The organism is Agromyces soli, from assembly GCF_022811605.1.
In the GTDB taxonomy this organism is placed as follows: Bacteria; Actinomycetota; Actinomycetes; order Actinomycetales; family Microbacteriaceae; genus Agromyces; species Agromyces soli.
The window spans coordinates 1,017,608-1,033,165 of the sequence record NZ_CP094533.1; the positions used below are offsets into that span (position 1 = coordinate 1,017,608).

17 protein-coding genes are annotated in these 15,558 nt (G+C 71.0%); 14 read left to right on the forward strand and 3 right to left on the reverse strand.

Annotated features, from left to right (window positions below):
* Positions 1-187 precede the first annotated feature (187 nt).
* The 13 genes from MTP13_RS04820 (at position 188) to MTP13_RS04880 (ending at position 11,953) form a co-directional block, all read left to right on the forward strand.
* Positions 188-1,786 (forward strand): Re/Si-specific NAD(P)(+) transhydrogenase subunit alpha, encoded by a 1,599-nt coding sequence (locus tag MTP13_RS04820; protein ID WP_243569962.1) that lies wholly within the window; start codon positions 188-190, stop codon positions 1,784-1,786.
* Position 1,787: 1 nt separating this feature from the next.
* Positions 1,788-3,209, forward strand: a complete 1,422-nt coding sequence (pntB, locus tag MTP13_RS04825) for a Re/Si-specific NAD(P)(+) transhydrogenase subunit beta (protein ID WP_243570921.1) — start codon at positions 1,788-1,790, stop codon at positions 3,207-3,209.
* 169 nt (positions 3,210-3,378) lie between these two features.
* Entirely contained in the window at positions 3,379-3,645 is a 267-nt protein-coding gene (locus MTP13_RS04830) for a hypothetical protein (RefSeq protein WP_243569963.1), read from the forward strand.
* 175 nt (positions 3,646-3,820) lie between these two features.
* Positions 3,821-4,414, forward strand: coding sequence for a hypothetical protein (locus MTP13_RS04835; protein WP_243569964.1), 594 nt, complete (start codon positions 3,821-3,823; stop codon positions 4,412-4,414).
* Positions 4,411-4,794: a hypothetical protein gene (locus tag MTP13_RS04840; RefSeq protein ID WP_243569965.1), complete on the forward strand. Its 384-nt coding sequence runs from the start codon at positions 4,411-4,413 to the stop codon at positions 4,792-4,794. The genes MTP13_RS04835 and MTP13_RS04840 overlap by 4 nt, the downstream gene beginning before the upstream one ends.
* A 198-nt stretch (positions 4,795-4,992) precedes the next feature.
* The gene (locus MTP13_RS04845) at positions 4,993-5,895 is read left to right on the forward strand and encodes an ABC transporter permease (RefSeq protein WP_243569966.1); all 903 of its coding nucleotides are present in this window, start codon (positions 4,993-4,995) and stop codon (positions 5,893-5,895) included.
* Between the two features lie 2 nt (positions 5,896-5,897).
* Complete coding sequence (locus tag MTP13_RS04850; protein WP_243569967.1) at positions 5,898-6,680, forward strand: ABC transporter permease; 783 nt, start codon at positions 5,898-5,900, stop codon at positions 6,678-6,680.
* Between the two features lie 104 nt (positions 6,681-6,784).
* A complete protein-coding gene (locus tag MTP13_RS04855; protein WP_243569968.1) occupies positions 6,785-7,843 on the forward strand; it encodes an ABC transporter substrate-binding protein in 1,059 nt (352 codons plus the stop codon).
* 46 nt (positions 7,844-7,889) lie between these two features.
* A complete protein-coding gene (locus MTP13_RS04860) occupies positions 7,890-9,017 on the forward strand; it encodes an ABC transporter ATP-binding protein (protein WP_243569969.1) in 1,128 nt (375 codons plus the stop codon).
* Between the two features lie 52 nt (positions 9,018-9,069).
* Positions 9,070-9,870, forward strand: a complete 801-nt coding sequence (locus MTP13_RS04865) for a carbon-nitrogen hydrolase family protein (protein WP_189084008.1) — start codon at positions 9,070-9,072, stop codon at positions 9,868-9,870.
* A 34-nt stretch (positions 9,871-9,904) separates the two neighbouring features.
* Positions 9,905-10,591 (forward strand): RraA family protein, encoded by a 687-nt coding sequence (locus MTP13_RS04870; protein ID WP_243569970.1) that lies wholly within the window; start codon positions 9,905-9,907, stop codon positions 10,589-10,591.
* An 86-nt stretch (positions 10,592-10,677) separates the two neighbouring features.
* Positions 10,678-11,418 carry a 3-keto-5-aminohexanoate cleavage protein gene (locus MTP13_RS04875; RefSeq protein WP_243569971.1) on the forward strand — a complete coding sequence of 247 codons (741 nt, stop codon included), beginning with the start codon at positions 10,678-10,680 and terminating at the stop codon, positions 11,416-11,418.
* 58 nt (positions 11,419-11,476) lie between these two features.
* The gene (locus tag MTP13_RS04880) at positions 11,477-11,953 is read left to right on the forward strand and encodes an Lrp/AsnC family transcriptional regulator (protein ID WP_189084011.1); all 477 of its coding nucleotides are present in this window, start codon (positions 11,477-11,479) and stop codon (positions 11,951-11,953) included.
* Between the two features lie 40 nt (positions 11,954-11,993).
* Here the strand turns inward: MTP13_RS04880 and MTP13_RS04885 are convergent, their stop codons facing one another.
* The gene (locus MTP13_RS04885) at positions 11,994-12,575 is read right to left on the reverse strand and encodes an Lrp/AsnC family transcriptional regulator (RefSeq protein ID WP_243569972.1); all 582 of its coding nucleotides are present in this window, start codon (positions 12,573-12,575) and stop codon (positions 11,994-11,996) included.
* 155 nt (positions 12,576-12,730) lie between these two features.
* On the opposite strand from MTP13_RS04885, the gene MTP13_RS04890 reads away from it, so the two are divergent.
* Positions 12,731-13,339 carry a DUF2165 domain-containing protein gene (locus MTP13_RS04890; RefSeq protein ID WP_243569973.1) on the forward strand — a complete coding sequence of 203 codons (609 nt, stop codon included), beginning with the start codon at positions 12,731-12,733 and terminating at the stop codon, positions 13,337-13,339.
* Positions 13,340-13,592: 253 nt separating this feature from the next.
* On the opposite strand, the gene purB is transcribed toward MTP13_RS04890, so the two are convergent.
* Both purB and MTP13_RS04900 read right to left on the reverse strand, forming a co-directional pair.
* Positions 13,593-14,972, reverse strand: a complete 1,380-nt coding sequence (gene purB / locus MTP13_RS04895) for an adenylosuccinate lyase (RefSeq protein ID WP_243569974.1) — start codon at positions 14,970-14,972, stop codon at positions 13,593-13,595.
* Positions 14,969-15,496 carry a low molecular weight protein-tyrosine-phosphatase gene (locus MTP13_RS04900; RefSeq protein ID WP_243569975.1) on the reverse strand — a complete coding sequence of 176 codons (528 nt, stop codon included), beginning with the start codon at positions 15,494-15,496 and terminating at the stop codon, positions 14,969-14,971. Before MTP13_RS04900 ends, purB begins: the two co-directional genes overlap by 4 nt.
* Positions 15,497-15,558: the final 62 nt, after the last annotated feature.

Below are 15,558 nucleotides of genomic sequence, written 5' to 3' on the forward strand. Positions count from 1 at the left end.
TGACCCTCCTGCTTCCGCAATGTGAAATGTAACTTTCACACTGAGGAAGAAGCGTCCTCTAGAGTGGTGCCAGCTCTGCTGCAGTGCCGCCGCCCCGTCCGATCGGTCGGGACCGCGACGAGCGCTGCAGCCCGCAGTCCGACCGCGCACGGACGCGTCGACGAAGACGAAGGCAGAGGAGAACCGCATGACCCGAATCGGGGTCGTCACCGAGCAGCCGCCGGAGACGAGGGTCGCCGCGACACCGGCGACCGTGAAGCAGTTGATCGCACTGGGCTACGAGGTGGCCGTCGAAGCGGGGGCCGGTGAGGCATCCGCGTTCCTCGACGAGGCCTACCGCGACGCCGGGGCGACGATCGTCGCGGGCGCCGAGGCCCTCGCGAGCGAGATCGTGCTCAAGGTCAACGCACCCACGGACGCCGAGGTCGCCGCGCTGCGCCCGGGCACCACGGTCATCGGCCTGCTCGCCCCGGCCTTCAGCGCCGAACTGCTCGAGCGGCTCGCCGCCGCGGGCGTCACGGCGATCGCGATGGACGCGGTGCCGCGCATCTCGCGGGCGCAGTCGATGGACGTGCTGAGCTCGATGGCGAACATCGCCGGCTACCGCGCCGTCGTCGAGGCGGCGCACGAGTTCGGCCGCTTCTTCACCGGTCAGGTCACCGCCGCAGGCAAGGTGCCGCCCGCCAAGGTGCTCGTCGCAGGCGCCGGCGTCGCCGGGCTCGCGGCGATCGGCGCGGCATCCAGCCTCGGCGCCATCGTGCGCGCCACCGACCCGCGGCCCGAGGTCGCCGACCAGGTGAAGTCCATCGGCGGCGAGTACCTGAAGGTCGAGGTCGAGGTCGAGCAGTCCACCGACGGCTACGCCAAGGCGACGAGCGAGGCGTACGACCGCCGCGCCGCCGAGATCTACTCCGAGCAGGCCGCCGACGTCGACATCGTGATCACGACGGCGCTCATCCCGGGCCGCCCCGCGCCGAAGCTCATCACCGCGGCCGACGTCGCGAGCATGCGCTCCGGCAGCGTCATCGTCGACATGGCCGCCGGGATGGGCGGCAACGTCGAGGGCTCGGTCGCCGGCGAGCGGATCGTCACGCCGAACGGCGTCGTCATCCTCGGCTACACCGACCTCGCCTCGCGCCTGCCCACCCAGGCCTCGCAGCTCTACGGCACGAACATCGTCAACCTGCTGAAGCTGCTCACCCCCGGCAAGGACGGCGAGCTCGTGCTCGACTTCGACGACGTCGTGCAGCGCGCCGTCACCGTCGCCCGCGGCGGTGAGGTCACCTGGCCGCCGCCGCCCGTGCAGGTCTCGGCGGCTCCGGCCGCCGCTGCGCCCGTCGTGGCGCCGGCCGAACCCGCCGCGCCGAAGGCCCCGATGTCCGCCGCGAAGAAGGCGCTCCTCGTCGCGATCGGCGTCGCCGCGCTGTTCCTCGTGAATGCCGTCGCACCGCCGCCGCTCCCCCAGCACTTCACGGTGCTCATGCTCGCGGTCGTCGTCGGCTTCTACGTCATCGGCAAGGTGGCGCACGCGCTGCACACCCCGCTGATGAGCGTGACGAACGCGATCTCGGGCATCATCATCGTCGGCGCCATGGTGCAGATCACGAGCGACGTGCTCGTCGTGCAGATCCTCGCCGCCGTCGCGGTGCTGCTCGCGAGCATCAACGTCTTCGGCGGCTTCGCGGTGACCCGCCGCATGCTCGCCATGTTCTCGGTCGGCGCGCCGCCTGCGGGCGCCGCCGCCAAGGCCGACCGCGCGGGCACCGACGGAAAGGCCGGTGCCTGACATGACCGAGCTCTCGACCCTCACCGTCGCCGGCTCCGTGGCCGGCGCCGCGTATCTCGTGGCCGCGCTGCTGTTCATCCTCAGCCTCGCGGGCCTCAGCAAGCATGAAACCGCCCGAGCCGGTGTCGGCTACGGCATCGCCGGCATGGTCATCGCGCTCGTCGCGACCGTGTGGGCGACGCTCGCCGGCGCCTGGGGCACGGCCTCCGTCACGACGGGGCTCATCCTGCTCGTCGTCGCCGTGCTCGTCGGCGGAGCCATCGGCCTCTGGCGGGCCCGCGTCGTCGCGATGACCGGCATGCCCGAGCTCATCGCCCTGCTGCACAGCTTCGTCGGCCTCGCCGCCGTGCTCGTCGGCTGGAACGGCGCGCTCGAGGAGTCCGCGATGTCCGGGGCCCTGCTCGACATCCACCACGCCGAGGTGTTCATCGGCGTCTTCATCGGCGCCGTCACCTTCACCGGTTCGATCGTCGCGTTCCTGAAGCTCTCGGCGCGGATGAAGTCGGCCCCGCTCATGCTGCCGGGCAAGAACGCGCTGAACCTCGGGGCGCTCGTCGCCTTCGTGGGGCTCACCGTCTGGTACGTCATCACGCCCGAGCTCTGGCTGCTCGTCGTCGTGACGGTGCTGGCGCTGCTGCTCGGCTGGCACCTCGTCGCCTCGATCGGCGGCGGCGACATGCCCGTGGTCATCTCGATGCTGAACAGCTACTCGGGCTGGGCGGCGGCCGCGGCGGGCTTCCTGCTGAACAACGACCTGCTCATCATCACCGGTGCGCTCGTCGGCTCCTCGGGCGCCTACCTCTCGTACATCATGTGCAAGGCGATGAACCGCTCGTTCATCTCGGTCATCGCGGGCGGCTTCGGCATCGCGGCGCCGAGCTCGAGCGGCGAGGTCGAGGGCGAGGTGCGCGAGCTCGACGCGGAGGGGGCGGCGGCACTGCTGCGGGATGCCTCGAGCGTCGTCATCACCCCCGGCTACGGCATGGCGGTGGCGCAGGCGCAGTACCCGGTGGCTGAGCTCACCAGCCGGCTCCGCGAGCGCGGGGTGAAGGTGCGCTTCGGCATCCACCCGGTCGCCGGCCGCCTGCCCGGGCACATGAACGTGCTGCTCGCGGAGGCGAAGGTGCCGTACGACATCGTCGAGGAGATGGACGAGATCAACGACGACCTCGCCGCGACCGACGTCGTGCTCGTGATCGGCGCGAACGACACCGTGAACCCGGCAGCGGCGCAGGACCCGGGCAGCCCGATCGCGGGGATGCCGGTGCTGCGCGTCTGGGAGGCGAGCAACGTGGTCGTCTTCAAGCGCTCGATGTCGGCCGGCTACGCGGGCGTCGCGAACCCGCTGTTCACACGGGACAACGCGCAGATGCTGTTCGGCGACGCCAAGCAACGCGTCGAGGACATCCTCCGGGCGCTGTAGCCGCGCGTCGTGCGATGCCCCGGGCCGGATGGACCGGGGCATCGTCGTACGCGGGCTCCTCAGTCCGGTAACGAAACCGAGTGTGGAGGAAACAACCGAGGAAAGGCCACCGAACCGAGGGGCTGGTCGTCACCTGCCCAGCCCGAACGGCTCGACAAGGAGAAACCTCATGGCAGAAGCGCGTCCGGATCAGTCGCCCGCTCGGCTCGCAGGCCTACTTACGCTCGCGGTCCTCGGTGGCACCGTCGTCGCCTTCATCCTCGCCGTCGTTCTCTCGCCGCTGTGGATGCTGCTCGTACTGGCGCTCGCACTCGCCAACATCGGCGCGCAGATCTTCGGCATCAGCACCAGGGGTCCACGCGGGTATCGCTTCGCGCTGATCCTCATCAATCTCGTGCTGTTCTCGATCGCCCTGATCTGGCTCCTCACCGAGTGACTGGCGAACGCTTCACCGAGCTGACCCGGCATATCCTTCACTCGCGTCTCGCCTGAGTGAAGGTTATGCCGCACGCGGCCCCGCCGCGTACGCCGAATCCCCAGTTCGACGGCGCGTAGGATAGATGGGTACCCCGGCAGCGACGGGGCACCCATCGACAGCGAAAGAGGTCGCCGTGACCGCCGCATCCGCGCGCGCCCAGGACTGGGCGGTGCCCGTCGTCCGCGGTGCGCTCGCCCTCGCCGCCACGGCGGCCATCACCTTCTCGCAGGACCACTCCCCCGCGCTCGGCCTGCTCGTCTTCGGCATCTGGGCCGTCGCCGTCGGCGTGGTCGTCGGCGCCCTGAGCCTGCGGTTCGTGGCCGACCGCACCACCCGGGCGATCACGCTCGTCGCGGCGATCGTCACGGCCGTCGCGGGCCTGCTCGCGCTGACCGTCCCCGGCGGCCTGCCCTTCTTCCTCACCCTCGTGAGCGCCTGGGCGGCGATCACCGGATTCCTCGAGCTCTACCTGGGCCTGCGCGGTCGTGGTCGGGATGCCGGTGCGCGCGACCGCCTCGCGGCTGGCGTCTTCACCGCGGTGCTCGCGGTGCTGTTCGTGCTGCTGCCGCCCGATTCGGTGACCGCCGTCGGCTTCTTCGGGGCCTACCTCGCGATCCTCGGCGTGTACCTCGTGATCGGCGGCCTGTCGCAGAAGTGGGCCGGCGCCCCCGGCCGTGGCGAGACCCCGGCGGCCGGCGCCGCCACCCCCGGAACGGAGCAGTCGTGACCCACGAGAACCCGGGCCAGTCGCCCCGCGAGCCGTACCAGCCGAGCCGCCGCGAGATGCTGCGCCCGGCCGAGTACGTCGGCGGCGCCGCGATCGCCGCGATCTTCGTCGGCGTCGTCGTGCTCATCGCCACGCGCGACTGGATGCTGACCCTGATCGGCACCGGCGGCGTCTTCATCGTCGTGCTGATGGTGCTCGCGCTCCTGCAGATGGCGCTGAAGCCCGATGCGTTCGAGCAGGCCGAACTCGCGCAGTCCACCGGCCACGGCGCAGGCCCCGCGGCTCCCGCCCCCGGTGCGGGTGACGCCACCGCCGCGGGTGACGCCCCCGCCGGCGATTCCGCGCCGGGCGACGGCGAGCCCACGGGCCCCGCGAACTAGACGACCCGCGTCCGATCGGGCCGGCCCCCGCGCTGCGGTGGCCGGCCCGTTCTCGTCGGCGGCCGGACGGCCCATCGCGGACTCCGTCAGGATTGCCGCCGACTTCCACGGATTCCGCGCCGCCGGGCCGAGCGCAGGCACAGCTCGGCGGCTCATGATGGTGAACACCCCATCACCGGCGAGCTGCGAAGGAGCAACGTGACCGCGACCACACGGGCGATCCATCTGGGTCGTCAGGAGAAGCCGAAGCGCGGCTCGCTTCTGCTGCTCATCCCCGGGATCGCCTCGGTGGTGCTCCTCGGCGTCCTGCCGCTGTTCATCGTGGCGCGCAACAGCTTCGCCGTCGCCGACGACTACGGCGGCATCACCGACGGCCTCACGCTCGAGAACTACGCCAAGCTGCTCGACCCGGTCTACTCCAAGACGCTGCTCTTCTCGCTCGGCCTCGGCCTGCTGAACACCGTCGTCTGCCTCGTCATCGGCTACCTGACCTCGTACTACATCGTGTCGCGGCCGACGAACCGGCAGGGCTTCCTGCTGCTGCTCGTCATCATCCCCTTCTGGACCGACTTCCTCGTGCGCACCTTCGCGTGGATCACGATCCTCGGCTCCGGCGGCCCCATCGCCGGCATCCTGGGCATCTTCGGCATCGCGGGCTTCTCCGTGATCCCGAGCAACCTCGCGGTCGTCCTCGGCCTGCTCTACTCGTTCCTGCCGACGGCGATCTTCCCGATCTACGCGTCGATGCGCTCGATCGACCCCTCGCTGAAGGAGGCCGCCACCGACCTCGGCGCGAGCTGGTGGGGCGTGCACCGCCGGGTCATCCTGCCGCTGTCGAGCCCCGGCATCCTCGGCGCCGCGCTGCTGACCTTCATCCCGACGATGGGCGTCTTCGTCATCCCGGTTCTGCTCGGCGGCGGCAAGGACCCCCTCGTCGGCAACCTCATCGTGACCCTCTACACCGAGTTCCGGAACCAGCCCATGGGCGCGGCCGTGTCGATGGTGCTGCTCGTGCTGATGCTCGCTTCGATGGCGCTCGTCGGACTCGCGCTGAAGCGCTCCTCGACGAAGCGCACCACGACGAAGAAGACGGAGGCCTGAGCATGGACCGGATCGTGAACGGCATCGCCCGCGGCGTCTTCGTCTTCCTCTACATCCCGATCGTCGCCGTGATCGTCTACTCCTTCAACGCCGCGGGCACGAACACCCGCTTCGACGGGCTCACCCTGCAGTGGTACGTCGAGCTGTTCCAGGACGCCTCGCTGATGCAGACGCTGCGCACGAGCGCCCTCGTGGCGGTCATCACGGCGACGGTCGCGACGATCATCGGCATCATGTTCGCGCTCGGGCTCGCGAGGTACCGCGGTCGCGGCCGCGGAGCGCTGATGGCGCTCATCGCCCTGCCGCTGATCGTGCCGGAGATCGTGCTGGGCGTCGCGCTGCTCAGCGTCTTCAGCACGACGAAGATGCCGCTCGGCATCCTGACCCTCGTGCTCGGCCACCTCATCGTCTCGCTGCCGCTCGCCACGCTCGTGCTGATGAGTTCGGCCGCGATGCTCGACCCGAGCCTGCCCGAGGCGGCCACCGACCTCGGCTGCACGCCGTGGCAGACCTTCACCCGCGTCTACTTCCCGCTCCTGCGGCCCGCCGTGGTCGCCGCCTGGCTGCTGAGCTTCACCACCTCGTTCAGCAACATCGTGATGTCGACCTTCTTGAGCGGCGTGGGCTCCACGACGCTGCCGCTGAAGATCTACTCCAGCCTGAAGACCGGCCTCACGCCGAGCATCAACGCCCTCGGCGCGCTGCTCATCCTGCTCACCCTCGTCATCGTGCTCCTCGTCGGCGTCAGCCAGATGCGGCGCATCCTCGTCGAGTCCCGCACCTGACCGGCACCCGTCGGCCACGAACCGCACCACCAGCACCACCGCAGCACGCACCACCAGCACCGCGCAGTCCCGCATCACCATCCCCCATCGAAAGGACCCACGTCATGAAGAAGCTGATCGTCGCCAGCGTCGGCGTCGTCGCCGCCCTGGCGCTCTCCTCCTGCAGCGGAACCGGCGGCGACGCCGGCCCCTCGACCGAGCTCAACGTCTACGCCTGGGCCGACGAGATCCCCCAGACCGTGTTCGACGCCTTCACGGAGGAGACGGGCATCGCCGTCAACGTCGACAATTTCGACAGCAACGAGACGATGATCTCGAAGCTCGCCGCCGGCAACTCCGGCTACGACATCGTCGAGCCGAGCCAGTACGCCGTGCAGCAGCTCGTCGGCCAGGAGCTCCTCGAGCCGCTCGACAAGTCGAAGATCGAGGGCATCGACAACCTCGCCCCGAAGTTCGCCGACCCGAGCTACGACCCCGGCCTGCAGTACTCCGTGCCGTGGGTGTGGGGCACGACCGGCCTGCTCTACAACGCCACCTGCACCGGTGGTGAGGAGATCACGAGCTGGACCTCCCTCTTCGACCCGAAGTGGAAGGGCAAGATCAACATGCTCGACAACATGCTCGCCGCGTACATCGCCGGCCTGCAGGTGAACGGCTACGGCGCCGACAGCACCGACGAGGCCGAGATCGCGAAGGCGACCGAGTCCCTCATCGAGCAGAAGCCGCTGCTCTCCGGCTACAACTCCACGAACTACGGCGAGCTCGTCGCGAGCGGCGACGTCTGCATCTCGGAGGCCTGGGGCGGCACCAGCACGGCGAAGATCGTCGAGCAGAACCCCGATGTGCACTACGTGCTCCCCGAGGAGGGCGGCAGCCTCTGGGTCGACGGCCTCTCGATCGCGAAGGGCGCCCCGCACCAGGACGCGGCCTACGAGTTCATCAACTTCCTGCTCCGTCCCGAGATCGCCGCGATGGCGACGAACGACGGCGGCCTCGCGAGCGCGAACGCCGCAGCGCAGGAGCACGTCACCGACCAGGGCCTGCTCAGCAACGCGGCGGTCTACGCCTCGGACGAGCAGGTCGCGAACGCGGACTTCATCGTCGACCCGGGCAAGGCCATGCGCTTCTACCAGGACGGCTGGACCCGCGTGAAGGCCTCCTGACCCAGGCCTGACGACCCCCGTCCGCCACGAACAGCAGATCGAGATCATGACGACGCAGACCACCTCAGCCGCGGCCGACACCACCGCGCCGACGACGACCCCGGCCGTCGAGATCCAGGGGCTCTCGAAGGAGTTCGCCGGGCACCTCGCGGTGCACCCGCTCGACCTCGAGATCCGGGAGAACGAGTTCTTCTCCATCCTCGGACCGTCCGGATGCGGCAAGACGACGCTGATGCGGATGATCACCGGCTTCGAGACGCCGAGCTCGGGCCGCGTGCGGCTCGGCGGCGTCGACGTCACCGACGTGCCGACGCGGAACCGCGATCTCAACATGCTGTTCCAGAGCTACGCGCTCTTCCCCCACCTCACCGTGTTCGAGAACGTCGCGTTCGAGCTCCGGGTGCGGCGGGTCGCCAAAGCAGAGGCGAACCGCCGCACCACCGAGGCGCTCGAGCTCGTGAAGCTCGGGCACCTCGGCGACCGCAAGCCCGACCAGCTCTCCGGCGGGCAGCGGCAGCGCGTCGCGCTCGCCCGCGCCGTGGTGTCGGGACCGAAGGTCGTGCTCCTCGACGAACCGCTCGGCGCGCTCGACCAGCAGCTCCGCAAGGAGATGCAGTACGAGCTGAAGCGCATGCAGCGCGAGGTCGGCATCACGTTCATCTACGTGACGCACGACCAGGAGGAGGCGCTCACGATGTCGGACCGCATCGCGGTCATGTCGGAGGGCGTCGTGCAGCAGGTCGCCGGGCCGGAGGACATCTACAACCGCCCCGAGACCCGCTTCGTCGCCGGCTTCATCGGTAGCTGCAACCTGCTCGACGTTCAGGCGCCCGCCGGCGCCGAGGGCGAGGAGGTCGCGGTCGAGGTGCCGGGCGTCGGCGCGCTGCGCGGGGTGCTCGGCGAGACCGTGCCGACGCCGCGGGCGGGCACGCTGCTGCTCCGCCCCGAGCGCATCGAGGTGCGCCGCGCGGGCGCGGGCGACGGCGTCGTCGGCGTCGCGGAGACGCTCACCTTCCTCGGCGAGGAGTGGCACCTGCATCTCCGCGTCGGGGAGCACCTGCTGCGGGCATCCGTCTCGAGCCTCGTCAAGGAGCGCGACCTGCCCGGCCTCGCCGCCGGCGACCGGCTCAGCCTCAGCTGGCGGCCGCAGGACGCCCGCATCGTCGTGCGCTGACGAACGCCCCACCGTCCCACCCATCGACCGTTCACACGAGAGGAGCCGCGCGATGCGAGTCGCCGTCGCCCAGACCTCCCCCGGCATCGACGCCGAGGAGAACTTCGCCACCATCCGCCGCTTCACGGCCGAGGCCGCCGAGCGCGGCGCCCGCCTCGTCGTCTTCCCCGAGGAGGCGATGCTCCTCGCCGAGGACGAGCTGAAGCCCCGCTTCGACGAGATCCTCCCGGCCGTCTGGCCCCGCTTCGAGGCGCTCGTCGCCGAGCTCGCCCGCGAGCACGGCATCGCCGTCATCGCGGCCGGCTACGAGCCGAACCCCGGCGGTCGGCCCTTCAACACGATGATCGCGGTGGATGCCTCCGGCGCGGAGCTCGCGAGGTATCACAAGCTGCACACCTACGACGCCTTCGCCTACCAGGAGTCGGCGTACGTCACCCGCGGCGCCGAGCTGCCGCCCGTGATCGAGATCGACGGCGTGCGCATCGGGCTCGCCAACTGCTACGACGTGCGCTTCCCCGAGCTGTTCCGCAGCCTCGCCGACCGCGGCGTCGACGTCATCGCGCTCTCGGCGGCCTGGGTCTCCGGGAAGGGCAAGGAGGAGCACTGGTCGGTGCTCACCCAGGCCCGCGCGATCGAGAACGTCAGCTGGTTGCTCGCGTCGGCGACCGTCGGCCCCGACTCGGCGGGCCTGAGCCGGGTTATCGACCCGCTCGGCGTCGTCGTCGCCGGGCTCAACGCCCACGACGAGGGCCTCGTCGTCGCCGAGCTCGACCTCGAACGTTCGGAGCGGGCGCGCGCCATGCTGCCCGCACTCGACAACCGCCGCATCGAGCTCGCGTACACCCTCGCCTGAGCCGCCTCGCCTGAACCCACCCAGAAAGAGGACCATGTTCTTCCACACCGGGACCGCCCCCGCACCCCTGTCGCAGCCGCTCCGCGAAAAGCTCGAACGGCTGAGCTTCCCCACCCTCGGCCACTACCTCGAAGAGGGCTTCGTCGACCCCGAGGTGCGCCGCATCGTCGCAGCCGGCGGCCGGGTCATCGGCACCGCCTTCACCGTGCGCACCACCGCGAGCGACTCGACCGCGCTGCACCACGCCGCGGGCCTCATCGGCGCGGGCCAGGTGCTCGTGCTCGACACCGGCGGCGACCGCCGCCACGCGCCCCTCGGCGAGGTCGTCGCCGCCCAGCTCGTCGCCCGCGGCGCTGCCGGCGCGGTCGTCGACGGCGTCGTCACCGACGTCGACGAGATCGCCGAGCTGGGGCTCACCGTGCACGCCCGCGGCACGAGCATGCTCACCACGAAGCTGCACGGCATCGACGCGGGCGGCGTGAACGTCCCCGTCACCTGCGGCGGCGCAGTCGTGCACCCCGGCGACGTCGTGCTCGCCGATGCGAACGGTGTGCTCGTCGTGCCCGTCGAGGTGCTCGAGCGCCTCGTCGACCTCGCGCTCGAGGACGACGCCGAGGAGCCCGATCTCATCGCCGAGCTCCGCCGGGGCGAGCCGCTCGGGTCGCTCACCGGCGCCAGCGACACCGTCGCCGAGCTCCTGGCGCGCACGACGCCCCAGTAGCGCGCGGCACTCCACTCGCGGTCGGCGGCCTTCGGCTCCGTCGGCCGTGCTCCGCCATGCCGAGAAACACCTAGGAAAGGCATCCCATGCTGCTCAAAGCCGCCATCAACGGCGGCCGCCCGGTCACCGAGCACCCGGCGGTCCCCCGCTCCACCGAGGAGATCGTCGCGGCCAGCGTCGCCGCGATCGCGGCGGGCGCCGACGTGGTGCACGCCCACGTCATCGACGAGGACGGCGAGCAGACGATCCGTCCCGACGCGATCGGGGCGTGGGTGCGCGCGATGCGCGCGGCCGACCCCGCGGTCGTGATCGGCACGACGACGGGGCTCTGGACGGTCGCCTCGCACGCCGAGCGGATGGCCCACCTCGCCGCCTGGCCGGCGGACGCCCTGCCCGACTTCGCCTCGGTCGCCTTCTGCGAGGAGGGCGCCGCCGAGGCCGCTGTGCTCGTGCTCGAGCGCGGCATGGTGCTCGAGTCGGCGGTGTGGTCGATGGACGACGTGCCGGCGCTGCTCGCCTCGCCGACCCTGCACCGGAACGTGCGGGTGCTGATCGAGCCGGAGACCGAGGACGCCGAGGCCGCCGTGGCCCAGTGCCGCGAGATCGCCGCGGTGCTGCGGGAGGCCGGTGTCACAGCGCCGATCCTCTACCACGGCTACGACGAGACCGTCTGGCCGGTGGTCGAGGCCGCGATCGCCGACGGCTGCGAGACCCGCATCGGCTTCGAGGACGGCGTGCTGCTCGCCGACGGCACGACGCCCGCCGACAACGCGGAGCTCGTGCGCGCCGTGCGCGCGCTCGAGCACGCGACGCTGTCCCGCGTCTGAGCCGATCCGGCCGGCCTCCCGCCCCGCGATACCCTCGTGGGAGGGAGGCCGGTGCCGCATGATCGACGACCTCGACCGCAAGCTGATCGAGTTGCTCGCCCGCGATGGGCGGCGCACGTTCGCGGCGCTCGCCGACGACCTCGGCGTCTCGCAATCGACGGTGCGCACGCGGCTGGCGAAGCTCGAGGAGGACGACGTCATCATGATCGTCGCCCTCTGCAACGCGCTGCTGCTCGGCCACCAGGTCGTGCGGCTGCTGCTGCGGGTGCGCAACCTCACGCCGCTCGCCGTCGCCGACGGGCTCGTCGGCATCAGCCAGATCAACCACGTCGCCCTCGTCGCCGGATCGCACGACCTCTACCTCGAGGCGACCTGCCGCGACCAGCCGCAGCTCATCGACCTGCTCGACGAGATCCGGCGGCACCCGGGCGTCGCCGCCATCCAGCCGATCATCGTCACCTCGCTCGCGAAGGACTACAGCTGGGGCGGCCTGCGCGGCACCGCCGGGCAGAGCATCAGCGACCCCGACGGTTGAGTGCCGCGGCGCTCGGTCGCGCCCGCTCGGTCGCGCCCGCTCAGTCGCCGAGCTGGGCGAGCGGCGAGGGCTCGCGGAAGCCCTGCCAGAGGTACGTGTCCTTGCGCACCTCGAGCACCGTGAGCGTCTCGAGGTCGGAGATGCCGCGGATGCGCCGCAGGTCCTGCAGCACGATCTTGCCGAGGGCCTGGGCGTCGGGCGCGACCACGTCGAGGATGATGTCGTAGTAGCCGAGCGTGCACGCCACGTACTTGATCTGGGGGTGGTCGGCGAGCTGCTCGGCGACCCGCGCGACGGGCACCTCCGCGACGCGGATGCCGACGTGCGCGGCGATGCCGCCGATCTTGGTCTCGTCGTACATTCCGGCGACGTAGATCACGCCGAGCGAGACGAGCCGGTTGTAGCGCTGGCGGATGGTCGGCTCGGAGAAGCCGATCCGACGCCCGATCTCGGCGAAGGAGCGGCGTCCGTCGACTCGGAGCTGATCGATGATCTCCCGGTCGACGTCGTCGAGGATGGGGTCCCTCGGATGACGCGCGGCTTCCACGGAGTCAGCGTAGCCGGTGCCGGTGCCGGTGCCGGTGCCGGTGCCGGTGCCGGCGCCCTGATGCGCGCGCGCCACTTCGGCCTCGTCGCGCCACCTGTACTGGCGCAACGAGACGCAAGTGGCGCTGGAGCGGTGGCACGGCGCCGGGCGGGTCGCTCCGCGGGCGTTCCCGCGCCGCGCGGTACGGTTCGATCGGATCGACGAGGATCCAGTTCGAGTGAGGAGACGCCGTGTCCGACCACCGTTCCGCTCCCGCCGCCGAGCTCGGCGCGCCCGATGAACCGACGCGCGGGTGGCTGCGCCTCGGCACGCTGCCGGTCGTCGCGGCCGTGCTCGTCGGACTCAATGGGCTCTACATCCTGCTGGTCGCCTTCGGGAACATCACCGACTTCGGCACCAACCAGGCCTTCGTGCAGCACGTGCTGGCGATGGACACCACGAACTTCGGCGCACCCGCCGGCGAGGACCTCGATCCCGACGTCATGTGGCGGGCGATCACGGATCCGGTGCTTCAGAACCTCGGCTACCTCGGCGTCATCGTCTGGGAGTCCGCGACGGCGATCGTGCTGATCGCCGCGGTGGTGTTCTGGATCCGCGAGCGCCACCGCGGCTATCGGGTGGCCCGCGCGCTCTCGACGATCGGGCTGCTGATGCTCCTCGTTCTGTTCATGGGCGGGTTCATCACGATCGGCGGCGAGTGGTTCCAGATGTGGAAGTCGACCTCGTGGAACGGCCTCGACCCGGCCTTCCGCAATTCGGTGCTCGCGCTCATCGCACTCGTCGTCATCCACCTGCCGAGCGCGCACTGGCGGGGCGCGGAGGCCCGGACGCGCGCCTAGCCCTGCCCGGCGGCGAGAAGCACCCCGCCCTCGGCTCCATCCGGTCCCCAGCGAGGGCGCGCGCCACTTCGGCCTCGTTGCGCCACCTGGACTTGCGCGTCGACGCGGAAGTGGCGCGGCCGGCCGCGCCCAGGCGCGAGCCAGGCGCGAGGCAGGCGAGCTAGGCGCGAGCCAGGCGCGAGGCAGGTGAGCCAGGCGCAGGCGCGTGCCCGGCCGGGCGCGGCAGGGAGCCGGCGAGCGCCGGCCCCGCGCCCTACAGCCGGTCGACGAGCTCGTCGGCGAGGCCCGTGTACGAGGCCGGGGTGAGCGCGAGCAGACGCTGCTTCGCGGCATCCCCGATCTCGAGGCCCTCGACGAAGGTCGCGAGCTCGACCGCGCCGACCCGCTTGCCGCGGGTGAGCTCCTTCAGCAGGGCGTACGGGTCGCTGATCGTCGACCGCCCCGCCACGACCTCGCCGCGGATGACGGTCTGGATCGCCTCGCCGAGCACCTCCCAGTTGCCGTCGAGGTCGGCGAGCAGCAACTCACGGTCGAGGTCGATCTCGGTGAGCCCGCGCTGGATGTTGTCGAGGGCGAGCAGCGAGTGCCCGAAGCCGACGCCGATGTTGCGCTGCGCGCTCGAATCGGTGAGGTCGCGCTGCAGCCGCGAGGTGACGAGCGTCGCCGCGAGCGAGTCGAGCACGGCGCTCGAGAGCTCGAGGTTCGCCTCGGCGTTCTCGAAGCGGATCGGGTTGACCTTGTGCGGCATCGTCGAGGAGCCGGTCGCGCCGGCCGCCGGGATCTGCCGGAAGTAGCCGAGCGAGATGTACGTCCAGATGTCGGTCGCGAGGTTGTGCAGCACCCGGTTCGCGTGGGAGACCTTGCCGTAGAGCTCGGCCTGCCAGTCGTGCGACTCGATCTGCGTGGTCAGCGGGTTCCAGTCGAGCCCGAGCGAGGTGACGAACTCGCGAGACACCTCGGGCCACGAGGCATCCGGCAGCGCCACGACGTGCGCCGAGAAGGTGCCCGTCGCGCCGGAGAACTTGCCCAGGTACTCGGTCGCCTCGATCTGCGTCGCGATGCGCTCGAGCCGGTGCGCGAAGACCGCGAGCTCCTTGCCCATCGTCGAGGGGGTGGCCGGCTGGCCGTGCGTGCGGGACAGCATCGAGGCGTCCCGGTGCTCGCGCGCGAGCTCGGCGATCGCCGCGACGACCGCGCGGTACTTCGGCAGCCAGACCTGCTGCACCGCGTCGCGCACGGTGATCGCGTAGGAGAGGTTGTTGATGTCCTCGCTCGTGCAGGCGAAGTGGGTGAGCTCGGCGATCGCGTCGAGGCCGAGGTCGGAGAGACGGCGGCGCACGTAGTACTCGACGGCCTTCACGTCGTGACGGGTGGTCGCCTCGAGCGAGCCGAGCTCGTCGATGTCGGGCTGCCCGAAGTCGGCGACGACCTGGCGCAGCGCCTGCTTCTGGTGGTCGCTGAGCGGCGAGGTGCCGAAGAAGCCGCGGTCGGTCTGGGCGATCAGCCACTCGATCTCGACGTGGACGCGGGCCCGGTTCAGGCCCGCTTCTGACAGGTGCTCGCCGAGGTCTCCGACGGCGGCGCGGTAGCGTCCATCGAGCGGGCTGAGCGGCTGGGGAGGCAGCGAAGTCATCGGATTCCTTGTCTGAGAGCCGGCGCGAGTTGCCGGAAGAGCGCCGTGGTCGACCGCTCTATCATCTCAAGCACGCGATCGAACATCGCATCGTCGGAGTAGTAGGGGTCGGGCACGTCGACGAGGCCGGTCGGTTCCGGCTCGAACTCGAGCAGCAGCCGCACCTTGTCGAGCTCGCCGTCGTGGTGCGCCCAGTTGCGCAGGATCCGCGCCTGGCCGCGGTCGAACGCCACCACGAGATCGAGCTCGCGGAACCACTCCGGCTCGAACTGGCGCGCCCGGTGGCGGGAGCCGTCGTACCCGGCGCGTTCGAGGGCGGCGATCGTGCGGTGGTCGGCGCGCTCGCCCACGTGCCAGTCGCCGGTGCCCGCGGAGTCGACGCGCAGCGCACGTTCGAGGCCGGCCTGCGCGGCGAGGTCGCGCAGCACGACCTCCGCCATCGGGGACCGGCAGATGTTGCCGGTGCACACGAACGAGACCCGGAAGGGCTGCGCGGGCAGGCCGACGGGCTCCGCTCGCGTCATGGCTCCATTCTGCTGGAATCGGCGGGCGGGGAACAGGGGGCATTCGCGGCCGCCCGCCGTCG

Coding starts and splice junctions, on each gene's coding strand:
- purB (WP_243569974.1), bottom strand. CDS start 14,972: ATGACTTCGCTGCCTCCCCAGCCGCTCAGCCCGCTCGATGGACGCTAC.
- MTP13_RS04865 (WP_189084008.1), top strand. CDS start 9,070: ATGCGAGTCGCCGTCGCCCAGACCTCCCCCGGCATCGACGCCGAGGAG.
- pntB (WP_243570921.1), top strand. CDS start 1,788: ATGACCGAGCTCTCGACCCTCACCGTCGCCGGCTCCGTGGCCGGCGCC.
- MTP13_RS04900 (WP_243569975.1), bottom strand. CDS start 15,496: ATGACGCGAGCGGAGCCCGTCGGCCTGCCCGCGCAGCCCTTCCGGGTC.
- MTP13_RS04860 (WP_243569969.1), top strand. CDS start 7,890: ATGACGACGCAGACCACCTCAGCCGCGGCCGACACCACCGCGCCGACG.
- MTP13_RS04855 (WP_243569968.1), top strand. CDS start 6,785: ATGAAGAAGCTGATCGTCGCCAGCGTCGGCGTCGTCGCCGCCCTGGCG.
- MTP13_RS04820 (WP_243569962.1), top strand. CDS start 188: ATGACCCGAATCGGGGTCGTCACCGAGCAGCCGCCGGAGACGAGGGTC.
- MTP13_RS04850 (WP_243569967.1), top strand. CDS start 5,898: ATGGACCGGATCGTGAACGGCATCGCCCGCGGCGTCTTCGTCTTCCTC.
- MTP13_RS04875 (WP_243569971.1), top strand. CDS start 10,678: ATGCTGCTCAAAGCCGCCATCAACGGCGGCCGCCCGGTCACCGAGCAC.
- MTP13_RS04830 (WP_243569963.1), top strand. CDS start 3,379: ATGGCAGAAGCGCGTCCGGATCAGTCGCCCGCTCGGCTCGCAGGCCTA.
- MTP13_RS04880 (WP_189084011.1), top strand. CDS start 11,477: ATGATCGACGACCTCGACCGCAAGCTGATCGAGTTGCTCGCCCGCGAT.
- MTP13_RS04870 (WP_243569970.1), top strand. CDS start 9,905: ATGTTCTTCCACACCGGGACCGCCCCCGCACCCCTGTCGCAGCCGCTC.